Source organism: Neolewinella lacunae (assembly GCF_014349155.1).
GTDB classification, from domain to species: Bacteria; Bacteroidota; Bacteroidia; order Chitinophagales; family Saprospiraceae; genus Neolewinella; species Neolewinella lacunae.
Window position 1 is genome coordinate 12,949 of record NZ_JACSIT010000083.1, and the last position, 17,613, is coordinate 30,561.

Sequence of the window (17,613 nt, forward strand, 5' to 3'; positions counted from 1 at the left end):
GGGCTAGCCCCCGGAGCATGAATGGTCGGGCAATCAGTAAAGCAGCTAGTTGTAACCGGGATTCTGAACGTAAAGCCCCTGGGAGATCGTGATCTGTTGCTGGGGGATGGCGAGGTACTCGTCCCGGCCAGCCGTAAACAAAGCGTCCGTTAGGTGCGCTACTCGGCTACGCTCTTCATTGAAGTACTGATTGAGCGTTTCTTCGGCAATGCCCCACCGAACCAGATCAAAGAACCGCTTCGACTCAAAGGCAAGTTCAAGCCGCCGTTCCATCCGGAGAATCTGGCGGGCGTTGTCCTGGCTGCCCAAGTCCGTGTATTCACCCACGTTCCAGTTGCCCGTAGGGTTACCCCCAGCGTCCATTATCCGCGAAAGACTTGCGTTAGAAATAGCCCGGCGCCGAATCTGATTGATGATCGGCAATGCCTCTCCAATGCGGTTAAGTTCAATGAGCGCCTCTGCTTTCCACAGCAATACCTCCGCCCAGCGGATCTGGTCGGTATTTCGGGCAATGCTGAAGAAAGCTTCATACTGCCGGAAAGCCGGTGAGCTGGGCAGTTCCTGGTCCTTCATCCCCATTTTAAAGCCGTACACGCCTGGCACGCGGGAATAAGATTCATCATATATCCGGTTGGGGTCATACTTGAACGGCATACCGATCAGGCCGATGGTATGCGCAATACGGGGGTCCATGTTGGTGGCCCGGGTATCCTCGATGGATTGAATCTGTAGCCCCGCGTTGAAGTCACCATGCAGCGGCAGTCCGTTTTCGTCGGTCTTATAGGCATTGGCCAGGTTCTGAGATGGTTGGTTAAAGGAGCAGCACCCGTAGCCGGGGCCAAGGGAGGAGGTCAGGCCCGTAGAGAAATTCCCTCTGCCCTGATTTGACCCATCGTTGATGGAACGCATAACGGCCCATACCGATTCAATGCCGCTTTCAAACTCCCAGAGGAAATTCTTTGCGTAGTCGTCGTGCAAAGCGTATTCGTTCGTCCCCTCAATGGTCGTAATCAGGTCGACGGCTTCCTGCAATTCAGCAGCATTGATGCTGATTACCTGATGGTTATCATCCTGAATGTAGGCTTTGTACATCAGTACTTTGGCGAGGTAAGCCCGGGCGGCGTTCTTGGTTGGCCGCCCTTCATCCGCCTGCACGTCGGGCAACGAAGTAACCCCGGCGCGGAATTCATCGGCAATGTAGGCCCACCCCTCTTGGTCGCTAAGTACCCGGTTGGAGATGTTGATGATCTCCTCTTTCGGCACATTCTCGTCTACGAAAACGGGATATTTATGCAATATCTTTAGGATGAACTGGTAATGCCCCCGGAGAAAGCGCATTTCCGCCAGGCGTTGGTCCACACTCACGCCTACCTCGGCCTGGTAAGCAGCGGGGTCAATGGCCTTAATCCGACGCATAGCGTCGTTTACGCGCGAAATCCCCGCGTAAATCCACCGCCAGTTGAGGTTGGCATTAAAGTTGTTGGGGTCATTGAGCGTGAAAACCTCCGTTTGGTGCGTAGGAAATTGATCGCCAATACCGCCCCCGCCTTTGTACCCATCGTCGGAGCGGGTAGTACCCCAGGCCCAGAGGTCTCCGTACTGGTGGGCAAGTAACCCGTCGTTACCCAAACTGGCGTAAGCGGCAACTACCATTGCCTCTACGGCCGCCGGGGTTTCTAAATCGCCGCTCGATACGACCCCCGTAGGCGTAAATTCCAGGAATTCTTCGCTACAGGAAGTAAAGATGAGGAGCAGCGAGAAGATCGCAAGATACGTATGCATCTGAATTTTTCGATTCATGATATTCAATTTTTGGTTGCCCTGTGGGCGGAATGGGTGCCGCTCCGTTCCCATCCCGCAGGCAGGCAAAGGAATATTGCAGCGCCCAGCCCACCAGCTGGAGCGTAAAATAATGGATGTTAAAAACCTGCGTTGAAGCCAAGCGAGATCCGCAATGGTTTTGGGTACAAACCCCCTACGTTGTTCTCTACGCGCCAGCCTACGTGCGGAAATTGGTTGGGACCATTGCGGTCAACAATCCAACCCAGGTTTTCAGCACTCAGGTATATGCGAAGATTGGAAAAAACATTGCGGAGGCCAGATACGGCAGGGAGGGTATAACCAATGGTGGCCTGACGGAAGGCAAAGAAGTTACCGTTGCGCAAATTATAGTCAAGCGAGAATCCAAAGGGCTGGTTACTATTGCTTATCGCAGGAATATAACTATCGGTGTTGGTAGGAGACCAAGCGCCGAGCTGGGCAACGCCACCATTTTCACCGTTGTTCAGAGAACCCAGCTCCATTCGGAAAACATCGGGGGCAACCGTGCGGCCCAGAGCTCCCCAGCCGAATACCGTAAGGTCGAAGTTCTTGTAATCAAGGCGCACGTTCACACCAAACTGAACGTCCGCTACCCCATTTCCACGTGAATCATCGTATTCCTGATCGAGTGCATCAATTACATTGTCCCCGTTGAGATCAACGAAGCGGAGCGCGCCTACGCGGGCACCGGTTTGCGATGCGTGCGCCGCCACTTCTTCGGCATTTTGGAAAATGCCGTCGGTGCGGTAACCAAAGAAAGCATTTGGGGCCTGTCCGATGATGTTCTGTTCCTGATTGCCAGGGTAGGAGGTCCATAAGTCTTCGGGCAGATCGGTAATAATGGCTCGGTAGCTGCCAAAATTTGCTCCCACGGAGAACCCAAAGTTTTTCTTGACTAAGCTATTATATTGCAAAGTCAACTCCCATCCCGTGGTTTTAACATCTGCTGCGTTTACAAATCGACGCGCACCATCGCCAAAGGCACCAATCGCCGTAGGAATAATGAGAATGTCCTCGGTCATCTTATTGAAAACCTCGAATGTACCGGTGATGGCGTCGTTCTTCAGGCCAAAGTCCATCCCAAAATTCAGTTCGGTGGAGGTTTCCCACTTCAAGTCGGGGTTGGCCGTTTGGATGGCAAGGAAGCCAGAAGGAAGGATGCCACTGTCGTTGTTCCCGATATCGTAAGCCGTAGCCGCATCGTTACAAACGGTTTCGGCACAGCCCCCTCCCCAGGGCAAGACGACGTTCTGCGGAGCATAAACCGCCCGGTACAAAGCCAATGTGGCGTCATTAGCCGTAAACTGGTTGCCCGTCTGTCCATAAGCCACCCTAACTTTTAGATCGGAAATGAGGTTGTTGTTGACCAGGAATGGCTCTTGGCTGATTCTCCAACCCAAGGAGGCAGCGGGAAATACGGCAAAGCGGTTGTTCGCCCCAAACCGGGATGACCCGTCACGCCGCAACGTGAAGGAGGCCAAGTACCGGTCGTCAAAGCTGTACCCTACCTTCCCGAAGTAAGAAAATAGGGAGAAACCCGTCTCTCCGCCATTATTCGACCTTTCCCCCGAAGCAGCACCCAGCTGGAAGTACTCGTTGGTCTCCAACGCAAATTCCCTGGCAGTTGCCGAACTGAAACGCTGCGTATTTTCAATCGCTTCCGTCCCAACCAGAATGTTGAAATTATTCTTGCCTACATCAAACTTATAGGCCAGGGTATTATTAAAGACAATACTGGCAAACTGGCTTTGGGTCAGCGTCAATTCCGCAATGTTGTTGGCCAAGAAACCACGGGAATAAGTCCTGAAAATATCCCGTGAGTTGATGTTGTCGTAGTCTACCCCTAAGTTTGTGCTAAAAGTAAGCCCAGGGAGTAAGTCCACGTTGGCGTAGACATTGCCAAAGATCTTAATGTTATCGACGTTATCGTCCCGATTATCAAACGCCAGGGCGATCGGGTTATCCCGGTCCGAAAATCCGCCCCCGGGAGGACCCGAGAAACGGCCGTCTTCCGTTCGCACCGGTAGAATGGTCTTGTAACGGTAGGGAGCCGCCTCCGCCGTACCACCAAAGCCGCTGTCCAATAGTTGACGATCACCGCGCACCACCGCCAGGTTTTCCCCGATGGTGATCCGGTCATTGAAGAACTTGTGGTAAGAATTCAAGCGGAGGCCAATCCGCTCGTAAGCCGTTTCAATGACCACCCCTTTCTGGTTAAAGTAGTTGGCCGAAAACATGACGCCGCCCCGCTCGCCGCTTTCCGTAAAGGAAATGTCGTAGTTCTGTACCAAGCCCGTCTGGGAGATCTCATCCCAATAGTTCGTCCCTTCCTCAATGCGACCCCCGTACACACTATTGGGGTGGCCAGAGGGTCGGAGCTGATCGGCCTCGTCCAGCCACTCTGGATAAATGATCCGTTCCAGCACCGGAACACCCGTGCCTTGGATGCCCGGCCCCAGGCTGGGGTCTAGGCGCCACTCGTAAGTGTAAACTCCCGTAGCATTGGGGTCTGAACCGTCATTTACGGCTCCCTGCCACTCAACCCGCGCTCGCTCTTCGTTATTCGTAAGCTGATCGAAACGGTTCCAGCTCTCTACACTGCTGCGAACGTTTAGGCTGATTTTGCCCTTCCCACTGTTCGGCCGGCGGGTAGTAATGATGATTACACCGTTGGACGCCCGCGATCCGTAAATCGAAGCAGAAGCAGCATCCTTAAGAACTTGGACCGACTCAATATCATTCGGGTTGAGCCAAGAGAGGCCCCAGTTTTGCGCGTAACCCGTACCCAGGGCATCCGTATTGAAAGGTTCAATGGGTACCCCATCCACAATGTAGAGGGGATTGTTGTTGTTCAGCGTACTGGTCCCTCGCACCTGCACCCGTGCACCCTGGCCCGGGTCTCCAGAAAGGTCAACGTTGACCCCAGCCGTACGCCCTTGGATGCTCTGCAGCACGTTTGGGTTGGCCACGTCCTGTATCTCTTCCATATTGATTACGGCAACCGCACCGAGCAGGTCCTTTTTACGCTCAGTCGCGTAGCCAGTAACGACTATCTCGTCAAAGTTGACCCCAGAGCTAAGGGACAAGTTGAGCACGCTTTGCCCCGCTTCAACTTTTATGCGCTGGGTCGTGTAGCCCGTGTAAGACACGACCAGCGTAGCGTCCGGAGTAACGCTCAGCATATACTTACCCTCAAAATCGGTCACCGTACCCGTGGTAGTCCCCTCCAGCATGATGGAAGCACCAATCAGCGGATCACCGGATTCCGCATCGGTTATCGTACCGCTGAGGTTTTGTTGTGAATACACCTGTAAACCTATCGTAAAGAAGGCGAACAGCAGAAGTAACTTCAGTTTCATAGTTGATTAGTTAATGTGAAATAATACTGGCCTATTTTTCATCGCAGAAAATCGTGCCGTTGTGAGTTACATGGTTTTTATTCGTTCTTCAACCACTAGTGGTTGAGGAATGAATTAGGGCTTAGCTTGGGCGAAGGGATCGTGGCGCTGAACAAGTGGACGAAACGCCAGCATAGCCGACCTATGGTGGCGTTTTGGCCAGGCAGTTCAGTGCCGCGAGGGCAAGTCCAAGCTAGATCGGAATTCGTTTTTCAACCACTAGGTCTTTCAAACTGTAGTTGGGCGTACCTCCCGTTTGGCTGGCAACGTACGCCCCAACTCTACAGGCGTAAGCCAGGCTCACCGCGGGGCCCTCTCCGCCGAGGTACCGGATCAGAAAAGCAGCCAGAAAGGCATCTCCCGCGCCAATCGAATCGGCCACTTCCACGGCAATGCCCGGGTGTTCGTAATATCCACTATGGTCCAACAGGGTTGCTCCTTTGCCGCCCCGGGTAAGTACCACCGCCCCAAGCCCAAATTTTTCTAGCATTTTACCCAGTAATTCCCTGTCATCTCCCCACCAGCCACACCAAGCGCCAATCACTCGGAGCTCCTCCTCGTTTACCTTCACCAGGTCGGCGTGGCCAAGCAATTCCCGAACCGTCTTTTCGTTAAAAAAAGGTGCCCGGAGATTTACGTCCATTACCCGCACCCTCGCCAGAAAAAGTAGCGTCCGTAAATGGCTTAAATTGGTTTCCGACCGCGCGGCCAGGCTGCCAAAAACCAGCGCTTGCGCCATGCTTACCGCAGTTTTTGTCTCCTCACTAATGCCAATTTGATCCCACGCGACGGGGCCGTGTATCGTGTATTCCGGCGTTTCGCGGTTGCGAAAAGTCACCCCAACCGTTCCGGTCTCAAGCACTTCATCTACCGGAACGGGGAGAGCGTCCAGGCCATGTTCACGGATAAAAGCCAGGATATCTTTGCCGAGTTCGTCGCGGCCAACCCGGCTGATGATGGCACTGCGGCCACCCAAGCGTTGTACGTGGTAGGCTACGTTCAAAGGCGCACCTCCAATGCGCTTTGCGGTGGGCATCAGATCGATGAGCGTTTCCCCAAAACAAACAATGGCAGGAAAAGCCGGGCGATCGTAAAGGGGCGCGGTCGCAGGTGCAGTGGAAGTCATTGGGCAATGTTGGTTTTGAGCACAGTACCGAGTGCTTCGAGCGGAATACCTTTGGTTTCGGGCATCATGCGCCAAACGAAAAGCAACTGCAGTACCATCATAAAAGCGAAAAAGGCAAACACCGGAGCGGTACCCACCGTAGAGAAAAGCACCGGCACCAGTGAAGGAATAATCGCCGCCAATACCCAGTGCACGGAAGTCCCGAAAGACGTTCCACTCGCCCGCAGGTGATTGGGGAAAATTTCGCTGAGGAACACCCAGATCACCGTACCCTGCCCAATAGCGTGTGCGGCAATGAAAACAAAAAGAAACCCGGGCACGTACCAACCCTGCCAGCCCAGCCCAAAGGCCAAAGCCACCATACTCAGAGAAATGATGTAGCCCACGGAACCGATATACATCAACTGCCGACGGCCAAACCGATCAATTAAAGCAAGACCTAGCAGGGTAAAAACCAGGTTGACCACGCCAATCCCTACGCTGCTCAATAAGGCCGAACGCTGCTCCAGCCCAGCGGCCTCGAAAATGCGGGGCGCGTAATAAAGAAAGGCATTGATCCCCGAAAACTGGTTGAACGCGGCAAGCAGAAAAGCCAGCAGAAGAGGAAACCGGTAGCGGGTTTGGAAAATCGTCTCAGCGCTATCCGCTCGTTGGTCTTCCGCTGCTATTTCAGCCATCATTGCACCTGCGTCCGCGCCCGGATGAATGAGCGCCAAAACCCGCTTCGCTTCCTCCGGTTGCTTGCCCCGCGTCAGGAGCCAGCGGGGCGAACGGGGCACCCCCAAAACAAGTAAGGTGTAGATGAAGGCCGGGAGCGCTTCCACCCCAATCATCCACCGCCAGGCATTTTCCCCCATTCCACTCAGCAAGTAGTTGGAAAGAAAGGCTACCAGGATGCCAAACACAATGTTGAACTGGTAGGTGGCCACTAGCTTGCCGCGGTCCGCCGCCGGAGCAATCTCAGAGATGTAAGTCGGTGCCGCAATGGTACTGACCCCTACCGCAATGCCCCCCAGGAAACGTAAACTGGCAAAAACCCAAGGGTCACTTACCAGGGCCGAACCCAGCGCAGAAACGAAATAGAAGACGCCAATCCAAAGAAGGGTAGTTTTTCTTCCCAGGCGGTCCGTAGGTATTCCCCCAAACAGGGCACCGGCAACCGTTCCCCAAAGCGCCGAGGCCATTACCACCAGCCCATGAAACAGCTCACCCCGCCCCCACAGCTTCTGTAAGGGAATGTCGGCCCCCGAAATCACTACGGTATCGAAGCCGAAGAGAAATCCGGCCAGAGCCACTACAACAGACCAGAATAAAATTTTACTGTTTTGCAATTTGTCAACTTTAATGTTGGCAAATGTCGACTTATGAAAAACTTTAGGGAGGTAAATTAGTACCAAAGATTCTGCACTATTGTCCCACTACGCACCAACAGGTAAATTGCTGATAATCAACAATTTAAGGCCTCCTTTTTCGCAAAAATTTGTCGACTGGTAAAATCGTCCCAAGGGCTGCGGACCATTTTGAAGGGCCGTCATTATGTCCCTTGGCGGTGCCGGTCTCGAAAACCCGAAGGCGACAGTTGATAGCGGGCTTTGAAGACCTTGGCAAAGTACTCAGGAGTGGAATATCCAACGCTGTAGGCGATTTCTGCGATGGAGTCGTTGGTATCCAGCAGGAGCCTTTCGGCATTGCGCAGACGCACGTTCTCCACGTAACTGATCACCCCCTCCCCCATCAGCTCCTTGACTTTGCGGTAGAGGTGGGAGCGAGATACCCCCAACTCCTGGCAAAGATCCGTCGCTTTAAAATCCGAATCGGCGTAGTGGGCCTCTACATAAGCAGCCATTCGTTGCAGAAAGTCGTGGTCTTCCGCCAAAAGTTCCTCCTTCCGCAGCACTTGGTCTAATTTGGACTCCCCGCTAGCGGCAGTTTCCTCTTCCGGGTTTACCCCACCGTTGCGCTGCTGCTTTAGCAGCATCCGCTGGATACGGGAAATGAAGTATTCCACATCAAATGGTTTGTCCTCATTAAAGGTCACCTCGTCCGCTTCGGCCATCTGCTCCGCCAGCTGCTTCAGTTGACGCTGGCTTTCGAGGATTTCCCGGTTTTTTTGCTGTAGGCTTGCATTGGCGGCTTGCTTGGTGCGTAGGGACCGAAATAAAGAAACGGCCAGAATGAACCCTCCTAGCAGCGCCGCGAGGAGCACGGTGATCAATACCCGCTGGCTGCGGTAAGTAGCCTGGAGAGATGCCAGTAGGCTGATTTCTTCGTCAATCATGACCTGCAACTTATCCACACGTTTCATCTGGTTGTGCAGGATGGTAGCGTTACTTGGTTCGATTACGATGGTCTCCAGTTTGTTCTCTTTTTGGTAGGGCAGCCCTTGCAGGATGGCCATGATCAATCGGACGGCCTCATCCCCGCCCGTGGGGTAGAGGACGGAAGCATCCAGAATGCCATCCTTAACGGCCTCGATGCCGCGGCCCGAGCCCGGGATACCATCAATTCCAATAAAAAAAAGGCTGTCCTCCAGCCCATTCTCCTGAGCAAAGGAGTGCGCCTTCTCCGCCAAGACGTCCGTGTGGGAGAAGACAATATCAATGTCCTTACTGTCAACGATCATGCGCCGCAGGGAGTCTGGGTTGTCAAACACAATATCGTCGCTGATCGCCCGTACAATGCGCAAGCCAGGGTTCGCCGAAATACCTTCGCTAAAGCCCTTCGTTCTGGCCATTCCCGGCGAGATGGTTTCGGGAATTTCTATGGCCATGATGTTTCCACCCGCCGGAAATTTGCCCGCCAAGTACTGCCCGGCAGTACGCCCCACCTCATAATTATCCGCGCCGATAAAAGCAGTGTACAAATTGGATTCAATTTTTCGATCAATCAGCACCACCGGTATTCCTGCCTTATAAGCATCTTCCAGCACGGGGGTAAGCGGAGCTGATTCGTTGGGGGAAACCAGCAGCACATCAATCCCCTCCTCTATTAAGCCTTTGATGTGGGCAATTTGCTCCCTGCTGTTGTTGCTCGACCCCCGGAATAAAACGGACACTTCGGGGTGCAAGGACGCTTCCCGCATGACCTCTTTGTTCATCACGTCTCTCCAGCCGTCATTGCAACACTGAGAAAAACCAATCTTGATGGCGGCAGGCAACGCTTCGTTAGCCGCAGGCGAGCCGCAGGAGGACAAAGCCAGAAACACCAGCAACCGTAAGAAAATCGTAAAATAGTTGCCCAACTTAGTAATTTTCCGTGAAGGTAAGGGTTTAGCACCTTTCAACAGCCAGACCAATGACGGTCAATCACTTAGGACCTAACAACCCCCAATACAGCGTGTCTACTAAACCAGCTTGCGGGTTTTGCCCCCAGTTCACACCGCCAAGTACTACTGCACCCCGCAGGTAACGCTCAAGCGGCAGCAAAGCTGCTGGGGGGAGTCGAGGTGGAAACCCTAACGGCCCAGCGACGGTCAGCGCAGTTAAAAGAGCCAGCAAAAAATCGCAGCGCTAGAGTGGTTCAACTACACCCTTCCTAAAACACCCCCTGCAAATGCGCCTTAAAGTACGCCGCACTGTCTGCCGCACTCTGCAGCGGGTTGTGCGCAAAGTTGCCCCCTTGTTCCAGATAGTAGTACTCGAGCCCAGAGACCTGCGGGTCCGGTAAAACTTCCCGGTAGTCAATGGAGCCGTTGCCCAGCTCGGTGTAATCGCGCGATACCTTGTGCATATCTTTAATGTGCCACATCACGTAGCGGCCCGGGGCGTTTTGGATGAGTTCTTTCGGCGTGAGCTTGGAAGAATGCATCACCCAGTACAGGTCCAGCTGGAGTTTAACCAGTGCGGGGTCGGTTTCCCTCAGAATGATGTCGTAGCCGGTTTGCCCATCGTAGTCAATGAACTCGAAGTCGTGGTTGTGGTAGGCGAAGCCCAGCCCTGCGGCATTGATCTGTTCGCCAATCCGATTCAGTTTTTCCGGAAGGCGTTGGAAAGTTTCCAGGGTTCGTTGCTCGGGGGCCATCCAGGGCCAGGTGATGTAGGGCATCCCCATGGTCGTTGCCCCTGTAATGCACTGGTCAACGAATCGCTTCAACTCGTCGTCCGTCTTGTCGAGCAAAGGATGGAACATGAAGTGGCCACTGGTGGTCGTTACATTCAGGTCTTCGAGCACCTTCCTGAATTCAGCGGAGGTATAGCCATAAATAGTGTTTTTTTCCGCCTCGTAGCCGTACACTTCAAAGTCCTGGTAGCCCATTTTGATCAGGGCTTTGAGCGTAGCCAGAGGGTCTTTGGCCATGTCTTCCCGGACGGAAAAAAGTTGGTAACCCAGCTTCCGGTGCTGTGCAGGCACAGAAGAGGAGATTGGGAGCAAAGCGGCAGCACCGAGGAGGCTGGTCTGCGTCAGAAAAGTACGGCGATTCATAGTGAGATTTGCTGATCGACCGATGAAAAGGCCACCGTCGGTTTGGGCAAATGTAGTTGTTTAGGTCGAATCCCAAACTCTTACACCTCCAACAAAAACCCCAACGTATCCACCCCATCCGCATAATCTCCCAGGCCCGGCCGTTGGGCAGCACCGAAGGGGAAAGTCGGCAGCTCCGTTTGCAGCAAGCCGGGTTGGGCCACGACGAGTTGGATCTCCTCCCTCCGCTCCAGTAACTCCGCCGCCAGGCCATCCAGGTCGGCGTAACGCGTGAAGTGCAACGTAGCAATGCGGGAGGTAATGGCGGGGTATTCCAGCAGCATCAGCGGTCCCGTCAGGTGAAAGCTTTCTTTGTTGAGCGTGGTCAGGGCGTAGTTGTAGTCAAAATTGTTCTTCCACTTGCTGTGGTTTTGCAAGTGTTTCCATTCGTGAAATACCTCCAGCAGGGGCTGGAAGTCGTAGTCCTGGGGCACGTAAAGCTTCGCTACGTTGCGGCAACCCAGACCGAAGTACTGGAAAACATCGTCGCCCAAGGCCCGCAATTCCGCTTCGCTTTCCTGGCCGGAAAGAACGGCCACGGCGTTGCGGTTCTTGCGAATGATGTGGGGGTATTTTCCAAAGTAAGCTTCGAAATAGCGCGCCGAGTTGTCCGATCCCGTGGCAATCACCGCGTCAAAGCCTTTCAGCATCGGGACGATCTCAAAGTAGTCCGCCGCCCGCGCATCGTAGCGCGCCAGCAGTTGCAGCAGGTAGGGCAAAACGTACTCGTCCTTGCTGCTCAGCTTGATCTGCGAACGGTGCCCGGCCACGTAAACACACAGGAGGTCATGAAAGCCTACCAGTGGAATATTGCCCGCCAGGACCAATCCGACGGTAAAACGCGGCTCCGTCGGCGCGTCGGCCACGGCGGGGTAATCGGCCAGCCAGCGCCGCAGCGCCGCCTCGTCTAAAAAGGCACTGGCGATGGCCTGCACCGCCGACCGCTGGTTGTCTTGGGTAAACCAGCCGTTGTGGAATTCCGTCCGCTGCTGGAGCGCCGCGAGGTACTCATCATTGTTGGCCAGCAGGTGCTGACCGAGCTGGGTGAGGGTCCTTAGTCTTTCGTCTAGTGTCATCTGGAGGGCGAAGATAGGGGCTGCAGACGAGGGTTACCGCTCTACACAGCACCCATTTAGTCTCTCACCAGATCCCCCTCGGGCGTTTTAGTGACGTCGTACAGCCTAAATACCTCGTCATCAGTGATGATGTAGTAAGGAAGCGGCTTATCGTACCTACTTTTATCGACTACCAAAAAGCGTAAACCCAAGCGGCGGTAACTCACCATCCAATTGTGATGATCCAAGGTACTGCCATCTGCAAACCACCCTCTCCGGTGTGCGTAGTACATATTGGTCGGGTTCATCCATACGTCGTGCACCATGATCAACTCGTCCTTCGGTACGCCAGCCGCAGTGAGTAGCGCATCTAACTCAAGGGCCGGTATTTCAGGCACCAAGTTGATGTCCCGGTAACCATAGCTCAATGGTTGATAAGCCAGGCCAAGCACAATCACCAAGGCCAGCCAGCGTGGCAACCAAGGCTGCGACAGCATTTTCCCAGCGTAAAGTGCCATCAGCGGGATAAACGGAATGACATAGTAATTGTGCGTTGAAAAAACGGGGCCCGTCTTAAAGATAAATAATAAAAAAATGAGCGCGTAGGCCAAGGTACCTGCCAAAATCTTCCACTCCCGACGGTAAACTGCCAGAGCTACCCCCGCCAGAAAAAGGTAAGCGGGAATGGGGCCACAAAAGGCTAAGATATGAAAACGATGCAGCGAATCCCCCAAGGCATCGAAAAAGAAAATGCGAAAACCTTCGGCCAGGCTCACGGGATAAATAAGCGGCGCACATCGCGTTAATGCCTGCAAATGCGGCATCCAGGCAAAATACCACCCCGCCGAAAGAAGTCCACCAATTCCAAGAACCACAAACACATTTACCTTACGCCGCCAAGATATTTCTCTCGTCAATACCGGAACACTCAATAGACAAATTACGACCACCGAAGGTATTTTACTCAACACCCCAAGGGCAACAAGCACTCCTCCGAGAATGAGCCACCAATGCCTACCCCGCTGTAAGTAATCATACAAAAAGTATACCCCAATGGTCACCAGCGCCACCGAAAAAGTATCCGGCATAATCTTCCGCCCAAACATCGTGGCGATGGAACCGACCATAAAAAGCATGGAAAAAAGACCCACCGGCCGCTTCATCAACTTATCACAAAGCCCGGCAAAGAACCAGAGCCCCAGGCAATAAACTGCCCAATTAATCAAGCGACCAATCCAGTATTCCTCCCCAAAAATATAGTACCCAAAGGTCATTAAAATTTGCAGGAAAGGAAATTCCGTCGCAAAATAATTGGGCGAGGTCTCGCCACAAATGTTCATCGTCGGGTACATGGGGTTCAAGCCCAGTTCATAAAAGTTACGGGCAATGGTTGCGGTTACCGCCTGCCGCTGAACGTGGTCCCCATGAAACGGCAGATCAAGAAAAAATAACCCGCTTAAAAAGAGTAAAACAGCCCAAAAAGCGGGGGAAAAAACGCTGCGCTCAAGGGTAATAGTGGGTAAGGTTTTAGGGAGCATGCTTAGCTTTTAGACTACAAAATTAGTAGTTCTCTAGCAATTTGTGCCGTGGTATTTTGTGCGCTGCCGGACATTTTTGCACGTCGCAACTCGGACTCCCAGCCTGTCCACCTCCCTGAGCAGCCTAAGTAAAAGCCCTGTAACCAGCAGCAAGTCTCGCTTTTTTGTCAGAATTCTGCGCGAAGAAGCCGCCCTTCCCAGCAGGCCACACCAGCAGTAGCGGCCCGAAGAAGGCTCACCAACCCGCTCCAATGTCCCCAAAGACAGAAAAGGCTACCCCCTTCACCAACCCACCAAATTTTCCGTAACTTTGCGAAGCATCCACCCCAACACTACCGCAGAAGACCTCTATCTTATCACTTCAAGCTTCCTGCTATGGCAACGGTTCTGAAAGTTAACATCAACGACCTCAACAGTCAGTTTTTTCTTGATTTAGGTCAAAAAGTTGCTGATGCTACGGAAATCGAAATTCGCATACCAGATCAGCCTTCAAAAATTGAGCTTTTCCCAGATGCCGATTTTTGGAAAATCATTGACTGCTTGGACTGGTCGAAGGAGGAACCTGCCGAAATCCTCCTGCCTGCGATCAAAAAGTTGGCAGCGATGCCCGTAGTAAACATCTATCTTTTTGCTGACAAACTTGCAGAAAAACTGTTCGAACTCGATACACGAAGCCACGGAGAGGCCTATTTACAACAGGTAGGAGAAGATGATATCTCGATTGATGATTTTTTGTACGCAAGGTGCGCTGTTGTTGCGGAAGGAAAATCGTATTTTGAGGAAGTCCTCCAAGACCCGCAAGCCATTTCTGGCGAAAGCACTTTTGAGTCTATTTTGAACTTACCCGATGGCGCATACGAGCTTAAAACTGGGAGGGAATTTGAATACCTGCCAAGCATTAACCACGAGACATATAGTAATCACATAAATTGGAATTAAATAGGAAATTAAACAAAATTACCATGCATATTCGCCTCTTGGAAGCATATCAAAAATAAAATACAGCCCACCAGTAAAATATTACCTGCCTCCAATGCAACCCCTAGCCGAGCGCATGCGCCCCCAATCGCTGGATGAATACGTCGGCCAGGCCCATTTGGTGGGGCCCGGGGCGGTCTTGCGGCGGGCGGTGGAGACCGGCCGGCTGCCCAGTTTTATCTTGTGGGGACCGCCCGGCGTTGGCAAAACCACCCTGGCCAAAATCATCGCCAGCCAATTGGCGGTGCCTTTTTACCTGCTTTCCGCCATCAATTCCGGGGTAAAAGACGTCCGCGATACGATCGACAAGGCCAAGCGCAGCCAGTTTTTCGACCGCGCCAGCCCCATCCTGTTCATCGACGAAATCCACCGCTTCAGCAAATCCCAGCAAGACAGCCTCCTCGGGGCCGTCGAGGCGGGCACCGTCACCCTCATCGGGGCCACCACCGAAAATCCCAGTTTCGAGGTCATCCCCGCCCTCCTCAGCCGCTGCCAGGTCTACGTCCTCGAACCCCTCGGCGCCGAAGATTTGCGCAGCATGGTCGAGCGGGCGCTGACGCAGGATGCAGTGCTCAGTAAACGAGCAGTGGAAGTCCAGGAGGACACCGCGCTGCTCCGCTACTCCGGCGGAGACGGTCGCCGCCTCTACAACCTCCTCGAACTGGTCACCAACAACGCCGACCCCGCCGAGGCCATCACCATTACCGACGAGCTGGTCAGCACCCGCGTCCAGGAAAACCTCACCCGCTACGATAAAACGGGTGAACAGCACTACGACATCGCTTCGGCCATGATCAAGTCCATCCGTGGTTCCGACCCCAACGGCGCCGTCTACTGGCTGGCCCGGATGATCGACGGGGGCGAAGACGTCAAATTCATCTGCCGCCGCCTCATCATCTCCGCCTCCGAAGACATCGGCCTAGCCAACCCCAACGCCCTGCTACTGGCCACCACCGCCGCCCAGGCCGCCCAGCTTGTAGGCTACCCCGAAGCCCGGATCATCCTCAGCCAGGCCGTCATCTACCTGGCCACCAGCCCCAAGAGCAACTCCAGCTACCTGGCCATCAACGAAGCCCAGGCCGCCGTCCGCAACACCGGCACCCTGCCCGTCCCCCTGCACTTGCGCAACGCGCCCACCAAGTTGATGAAACAGCTCGACTACGGCAAAAACTACGACTACAGCCACGATAACCCCGGCAATTTTCGCGCCCAGGAATACCTCCCCGATGCCCTCAGCGGCACGGCCTTCTTCCAGCCCAAGCCCGATAACCCCCAGGAAAAAGCCCTCCTCGAGCGGCTTAAGGCCTGGTGGCGGGGGAAGTACTATCCTTAATGCGTGAATGCTTGAATGCGGGAATGCGTGAATGCTTGAATGCGTGAATGCGGGAATGCTTGAATGCGGGAATAATTAGTGAATGAGTGACCGCCGTAGGCAGCAGCGTAGGATACAAGCTAATGAGCTGCCGCACTGGATAGGCGTTACCAATATCGGCTGCGGGACTGTTGTGGGAATAAAAATTGAAAGCTATTTTTACAGCACTGTAAGCCATTCATCTTTAGCCAAATTATTATTTCACCTAAAGAGCAGGGATTTAACATTATTCGAAAGTTAACCCTTCTCGCATCATCAATTGCAATGCAAACCAAAATTTTAAACAGGGCCGTGTTTTTTGCCGCGTTGACCCTTGCCGTTTTTATCGGGTATTTGTATTGGATGACTTCCCAACATTTCGGCACCCATGCCACAATAGAATACACGGACTTGTGGAAGATAATCCGCAAAGCCTCCCTCTTGATAATAGTGCATCTCCTAATTGGTTATGGGGTAGGAAAATTCGCCATTTATCATGAGAATAAATAGCGATTTGATTTTCAGGGCTTTGTGTGTAGAAATTAGATTTAGGTCCTTCCCCATTTCTCGTGTGTGAAAATGCTAAATGCCCAAGTTGAATCCGAAATTTGTTCAGTCATTAGCTGCGCTGCTGCCTATCGGCGGTCACGCATTAGCTAGGCTGCTGCCTACGGCGGTCACTCATTGTCAGGTCGCTCGCGGTAGCGTGTCGCGTGCGGCAGCGTGTCGCGCGCGGCAGCCCATTCACGCCTTCACGCATTCGCTCATTCGCTCATTCCAAAAAAACCGAAACCACATTCCCCCCAAACCCCGTAGCATTCACCAGCACCGAGCGCACCCCCTTCCCTCCCGGCAAGTACGCCAAACCAGCGGCATCCCCAGCGCGCAGGATGGCAATGGCCAGCTCCAGGGCCAGCGGACCGGAAGCACCGAATGTATGCCCCGTTGCCCATTTGCCGGAAGTGACGGCCTGGTCTGGCCCAAACACTTTTCGGATGGCAAACAACTCAGCCGCATCCCCCCGCCGGGTCCCCGGGGCGTGAGCGATGATAAGATCGGGGGACTTACCCGCCGTGGCCGCCGCTTCGCGCATGGTTTTTTGGAGTCCTTCCCCCGTGGGCGTAATGCCCGTTGGACTGCCCGCCACCTCCCGCGCAAAGGCGAGTCCCGTGATCCGGGCGATGGGCGGCGGGGCACTGTCTAGCTCCAGGGCCAGAAACGCGGCCCCTTCGCCCACGACCATCCCCGTCGGCGGCTGGGCCAGGGGGCGACAAACCGGCAGGCAATCATCCTCCGGCGGAACGGCGTAGATGCGCAAAGCCTCCATTTGCCGCAGCGTAAAGGGGGTCAGCGGAGCTTCCGCGCCACCCACCAAGACCCGGCTGGCCATCCCCGCCCGCAGCAAAGCCACGCCGTGCAGCAAAGCGTGCAAGCCCGAAGAGCAAGTCACACTAAGGCTGCTGGCCAAACTGGCGCTGGAGAAGTAAGCCCCCAACCCAAACCCGATGCTGCCCAAGGTCGTCGCAGGGGAAGTCCGGGGCCCTACCCTACCCGCCCCCGCAAACTGCTCGTACCCCGCCTCCCAACTCATGGTAGGGCCACGGGAAGAACCCACCAGTACGGAAAAGTCTTCCCCCCTCCATCCCGCGTGCTCCACCGCCCGGTCGGCAGCGTACAGGGCCAACAGCGTGGCGCGGTCCAGGTCCTGCTCCGCACTAAATGCTTCAATTCCGGCGTGGGACGGCAGCTGGGCCCGGTACACGGGCAAATGGATACTGGGGTCCATAACCCAGCGGGCCGGCCCCTCCGTGTAGGTCCGCCAAACTTCCTGCGGGTCGCTGCCCGCCGCGGAGATGCCGCCAATGCCGGTAATACTGATGTTCAT

Annotated in this window: 12 protein-coding genes; 2 read left to right on the top strand and 10 right to left on the bottom strand. The window is 54.2% G+C overall.

Annotated elements, in window-relative coordinates:
• Positions 1-45 precede the first annotated feature (45 nt).
• From H9S92_RS07015 to H9S92_RS07050, 8 genes are all read right to left on the bottom strand, one after another.
• Complete coding sequence (locus H9S92_RS07015) at positions 46-1,800, bottom strand: RagB/SusD family nutrient uptake outer membrane protein (RefSeq protein WP_187466001.1); 1,755 nt, start codon at positions 1,798-1,800, stop codon at positions 46-48.
• A gap of 119 nt (positions 1,801-1,919) precedes the next feature.
• The gene (locus H9S92_RS07020; RefSeq protein ID WP_187466002.1) at positions 1,920-5,180 is read right to left on the bottom strand and encodes a SusC/RagA family TonB-linked outer membrane protein; all 3,261 of its coding nucleotides are present in this window, start codon (positions 5,178-5,180) and stop codon (positions 1,920-1,922) included.
• 232 nt (positions 5,181-5,412) lie between these two features.
• Complete coding sequence (locus H9S92_RS07025) at positions 5,413-6,345, bottom strand: carbohydrate kinase family protein (RefSeq protein ID WP_187466003.1); 933 nt, start codon at positions 6,343-6,345, stop codon at positions 5,413-5,415.
• Complete coding sequence (locus H9S92_RS07030) at positions 6,342-7,676, bottom strand: sugar porter family MFS transporter (RefSeq protein ID WP_187466004.1); 1,335 nt, start codon at positions 7,674-7,676, stop codon at positions 6,342-6,344. The genes H9S92_RS07025 and H9S92_RS07030 overlap by 4 nt, the downstream gene beginning before the upstream one ends.
• 203 nt (positions 7,677-7,879) lie before the next feature.
• Positions 7,880-9,586, bottom strand: a complete 1,707-nt coding sequence (locus tag H9S92_RS07035; RefSeq protein ID WP_187466005.1) for a substrate-binding domain-containing protein — start codon at positions 9,584-9,586, stop codon at positions 7,880-7,882.
• Positions 9,587-9,879: 293 nt separating this feature from the next.
• Positions 9,880-10,767 (bottom strand): sugar phosphate isomerase/epimerase family protein, encoded by an 888-nt coding sequence (locus H9S92_RS07040; RefSeq protein ID WP_187466006.1) that lies wholly within the window; start codon positions 10,765-10,767, stop codon positions 9,880-9,882.
• Between the two features lie 80 nt (positions 10,768-10,847).
• Positions 10,848-11,882 (bottom strand): aldehyde dehydrogenase family protein, encoded by a 1,035-nt coding sequence (locus tag H9S92_RS07045; RefSeq protein ID WP_187466007.1) that lies wholly within the window; start codon positions 11,880-11,882, stop codon positions 10,848-10,850.
• A gap of 56 nt (positions 11,883-11,938) precedes the next feature.
• Positions 11,939-13,399 carry an ArnT family glycosyltransferase gene (locus tag H9S92_RS07050; protein ID WP_187466008.1) on the bottom strand — a complete coding sequence of 487 codons (1,461 nt, stop codon included), beginning with the start codon at positions 13,397-13,399 and terminating at the stop codon, positions 11,939-11,941.
• A gap of 375 nt (positions 13,400-13,774) precedes the next feature.
• On the opposite strand from H9S92_RS07050, the gene H9S92_RS07055 reads away from it, so the two are divergent.
• Both H9S92_RS07055 and H9S92_RS07060 read left to right on the top strand, forming a co-directional pair.
• Complete coding sequence (locus H9S92_RS07055; protein WP_187466009.1) at positions 13,775-14,338, top strand: DUF4240 domain-containing protein; 564 nt, start codon at positions 13,775-13,777, stop codon at positions 14,336-14,338.
• Between the two features lie 94 nt (positions 14,339-14,432).
• On the top strand, positions 14,433-15,710 hold the full coding sequence (locus H9S92_RS07060) for a replication-associated recombination protein A (RefSeq protein ID WP_187466010.1): 1,278 nt from the start codon (positions 14,433-14,435) through the stop codon (positions 15,708-15,710).
• A 318-nt stretch (positions 15,711-16,028) separates the two neighbouring features.
• Here the strand turns inward: H9S92_RS07060 and H9S92_RS07065 are convergent, their stop codons facing one another.
• Both H9S92_RS07065 and H9S92_RS07070 read right to left on the bottom strand, forming a co-directional pair.
• Complete coding sequence (locus H9S92_RS07065; RefSeq protein WP_187466011.1) at positions 16,029-16,184, bottom strand: hypothetical protein; 156 nt, start codon at positions 16,182-16,184, stop codon at positions 16,029-16,031.
• A gap of 316 nt (positions 16,185-16,500) precedes the next feature.
• Complete coding sequence (locus H9S92_RS07070; RefSeq protein ID WP_187466012.1) at positions 16,501-17,613, bottom strand: beta-ketoacyl synthase N-terminal-like domain-containing protein; 1,113 nt, start codon at positions 17,611-17,613, stop codon at positions 16,501-16,503.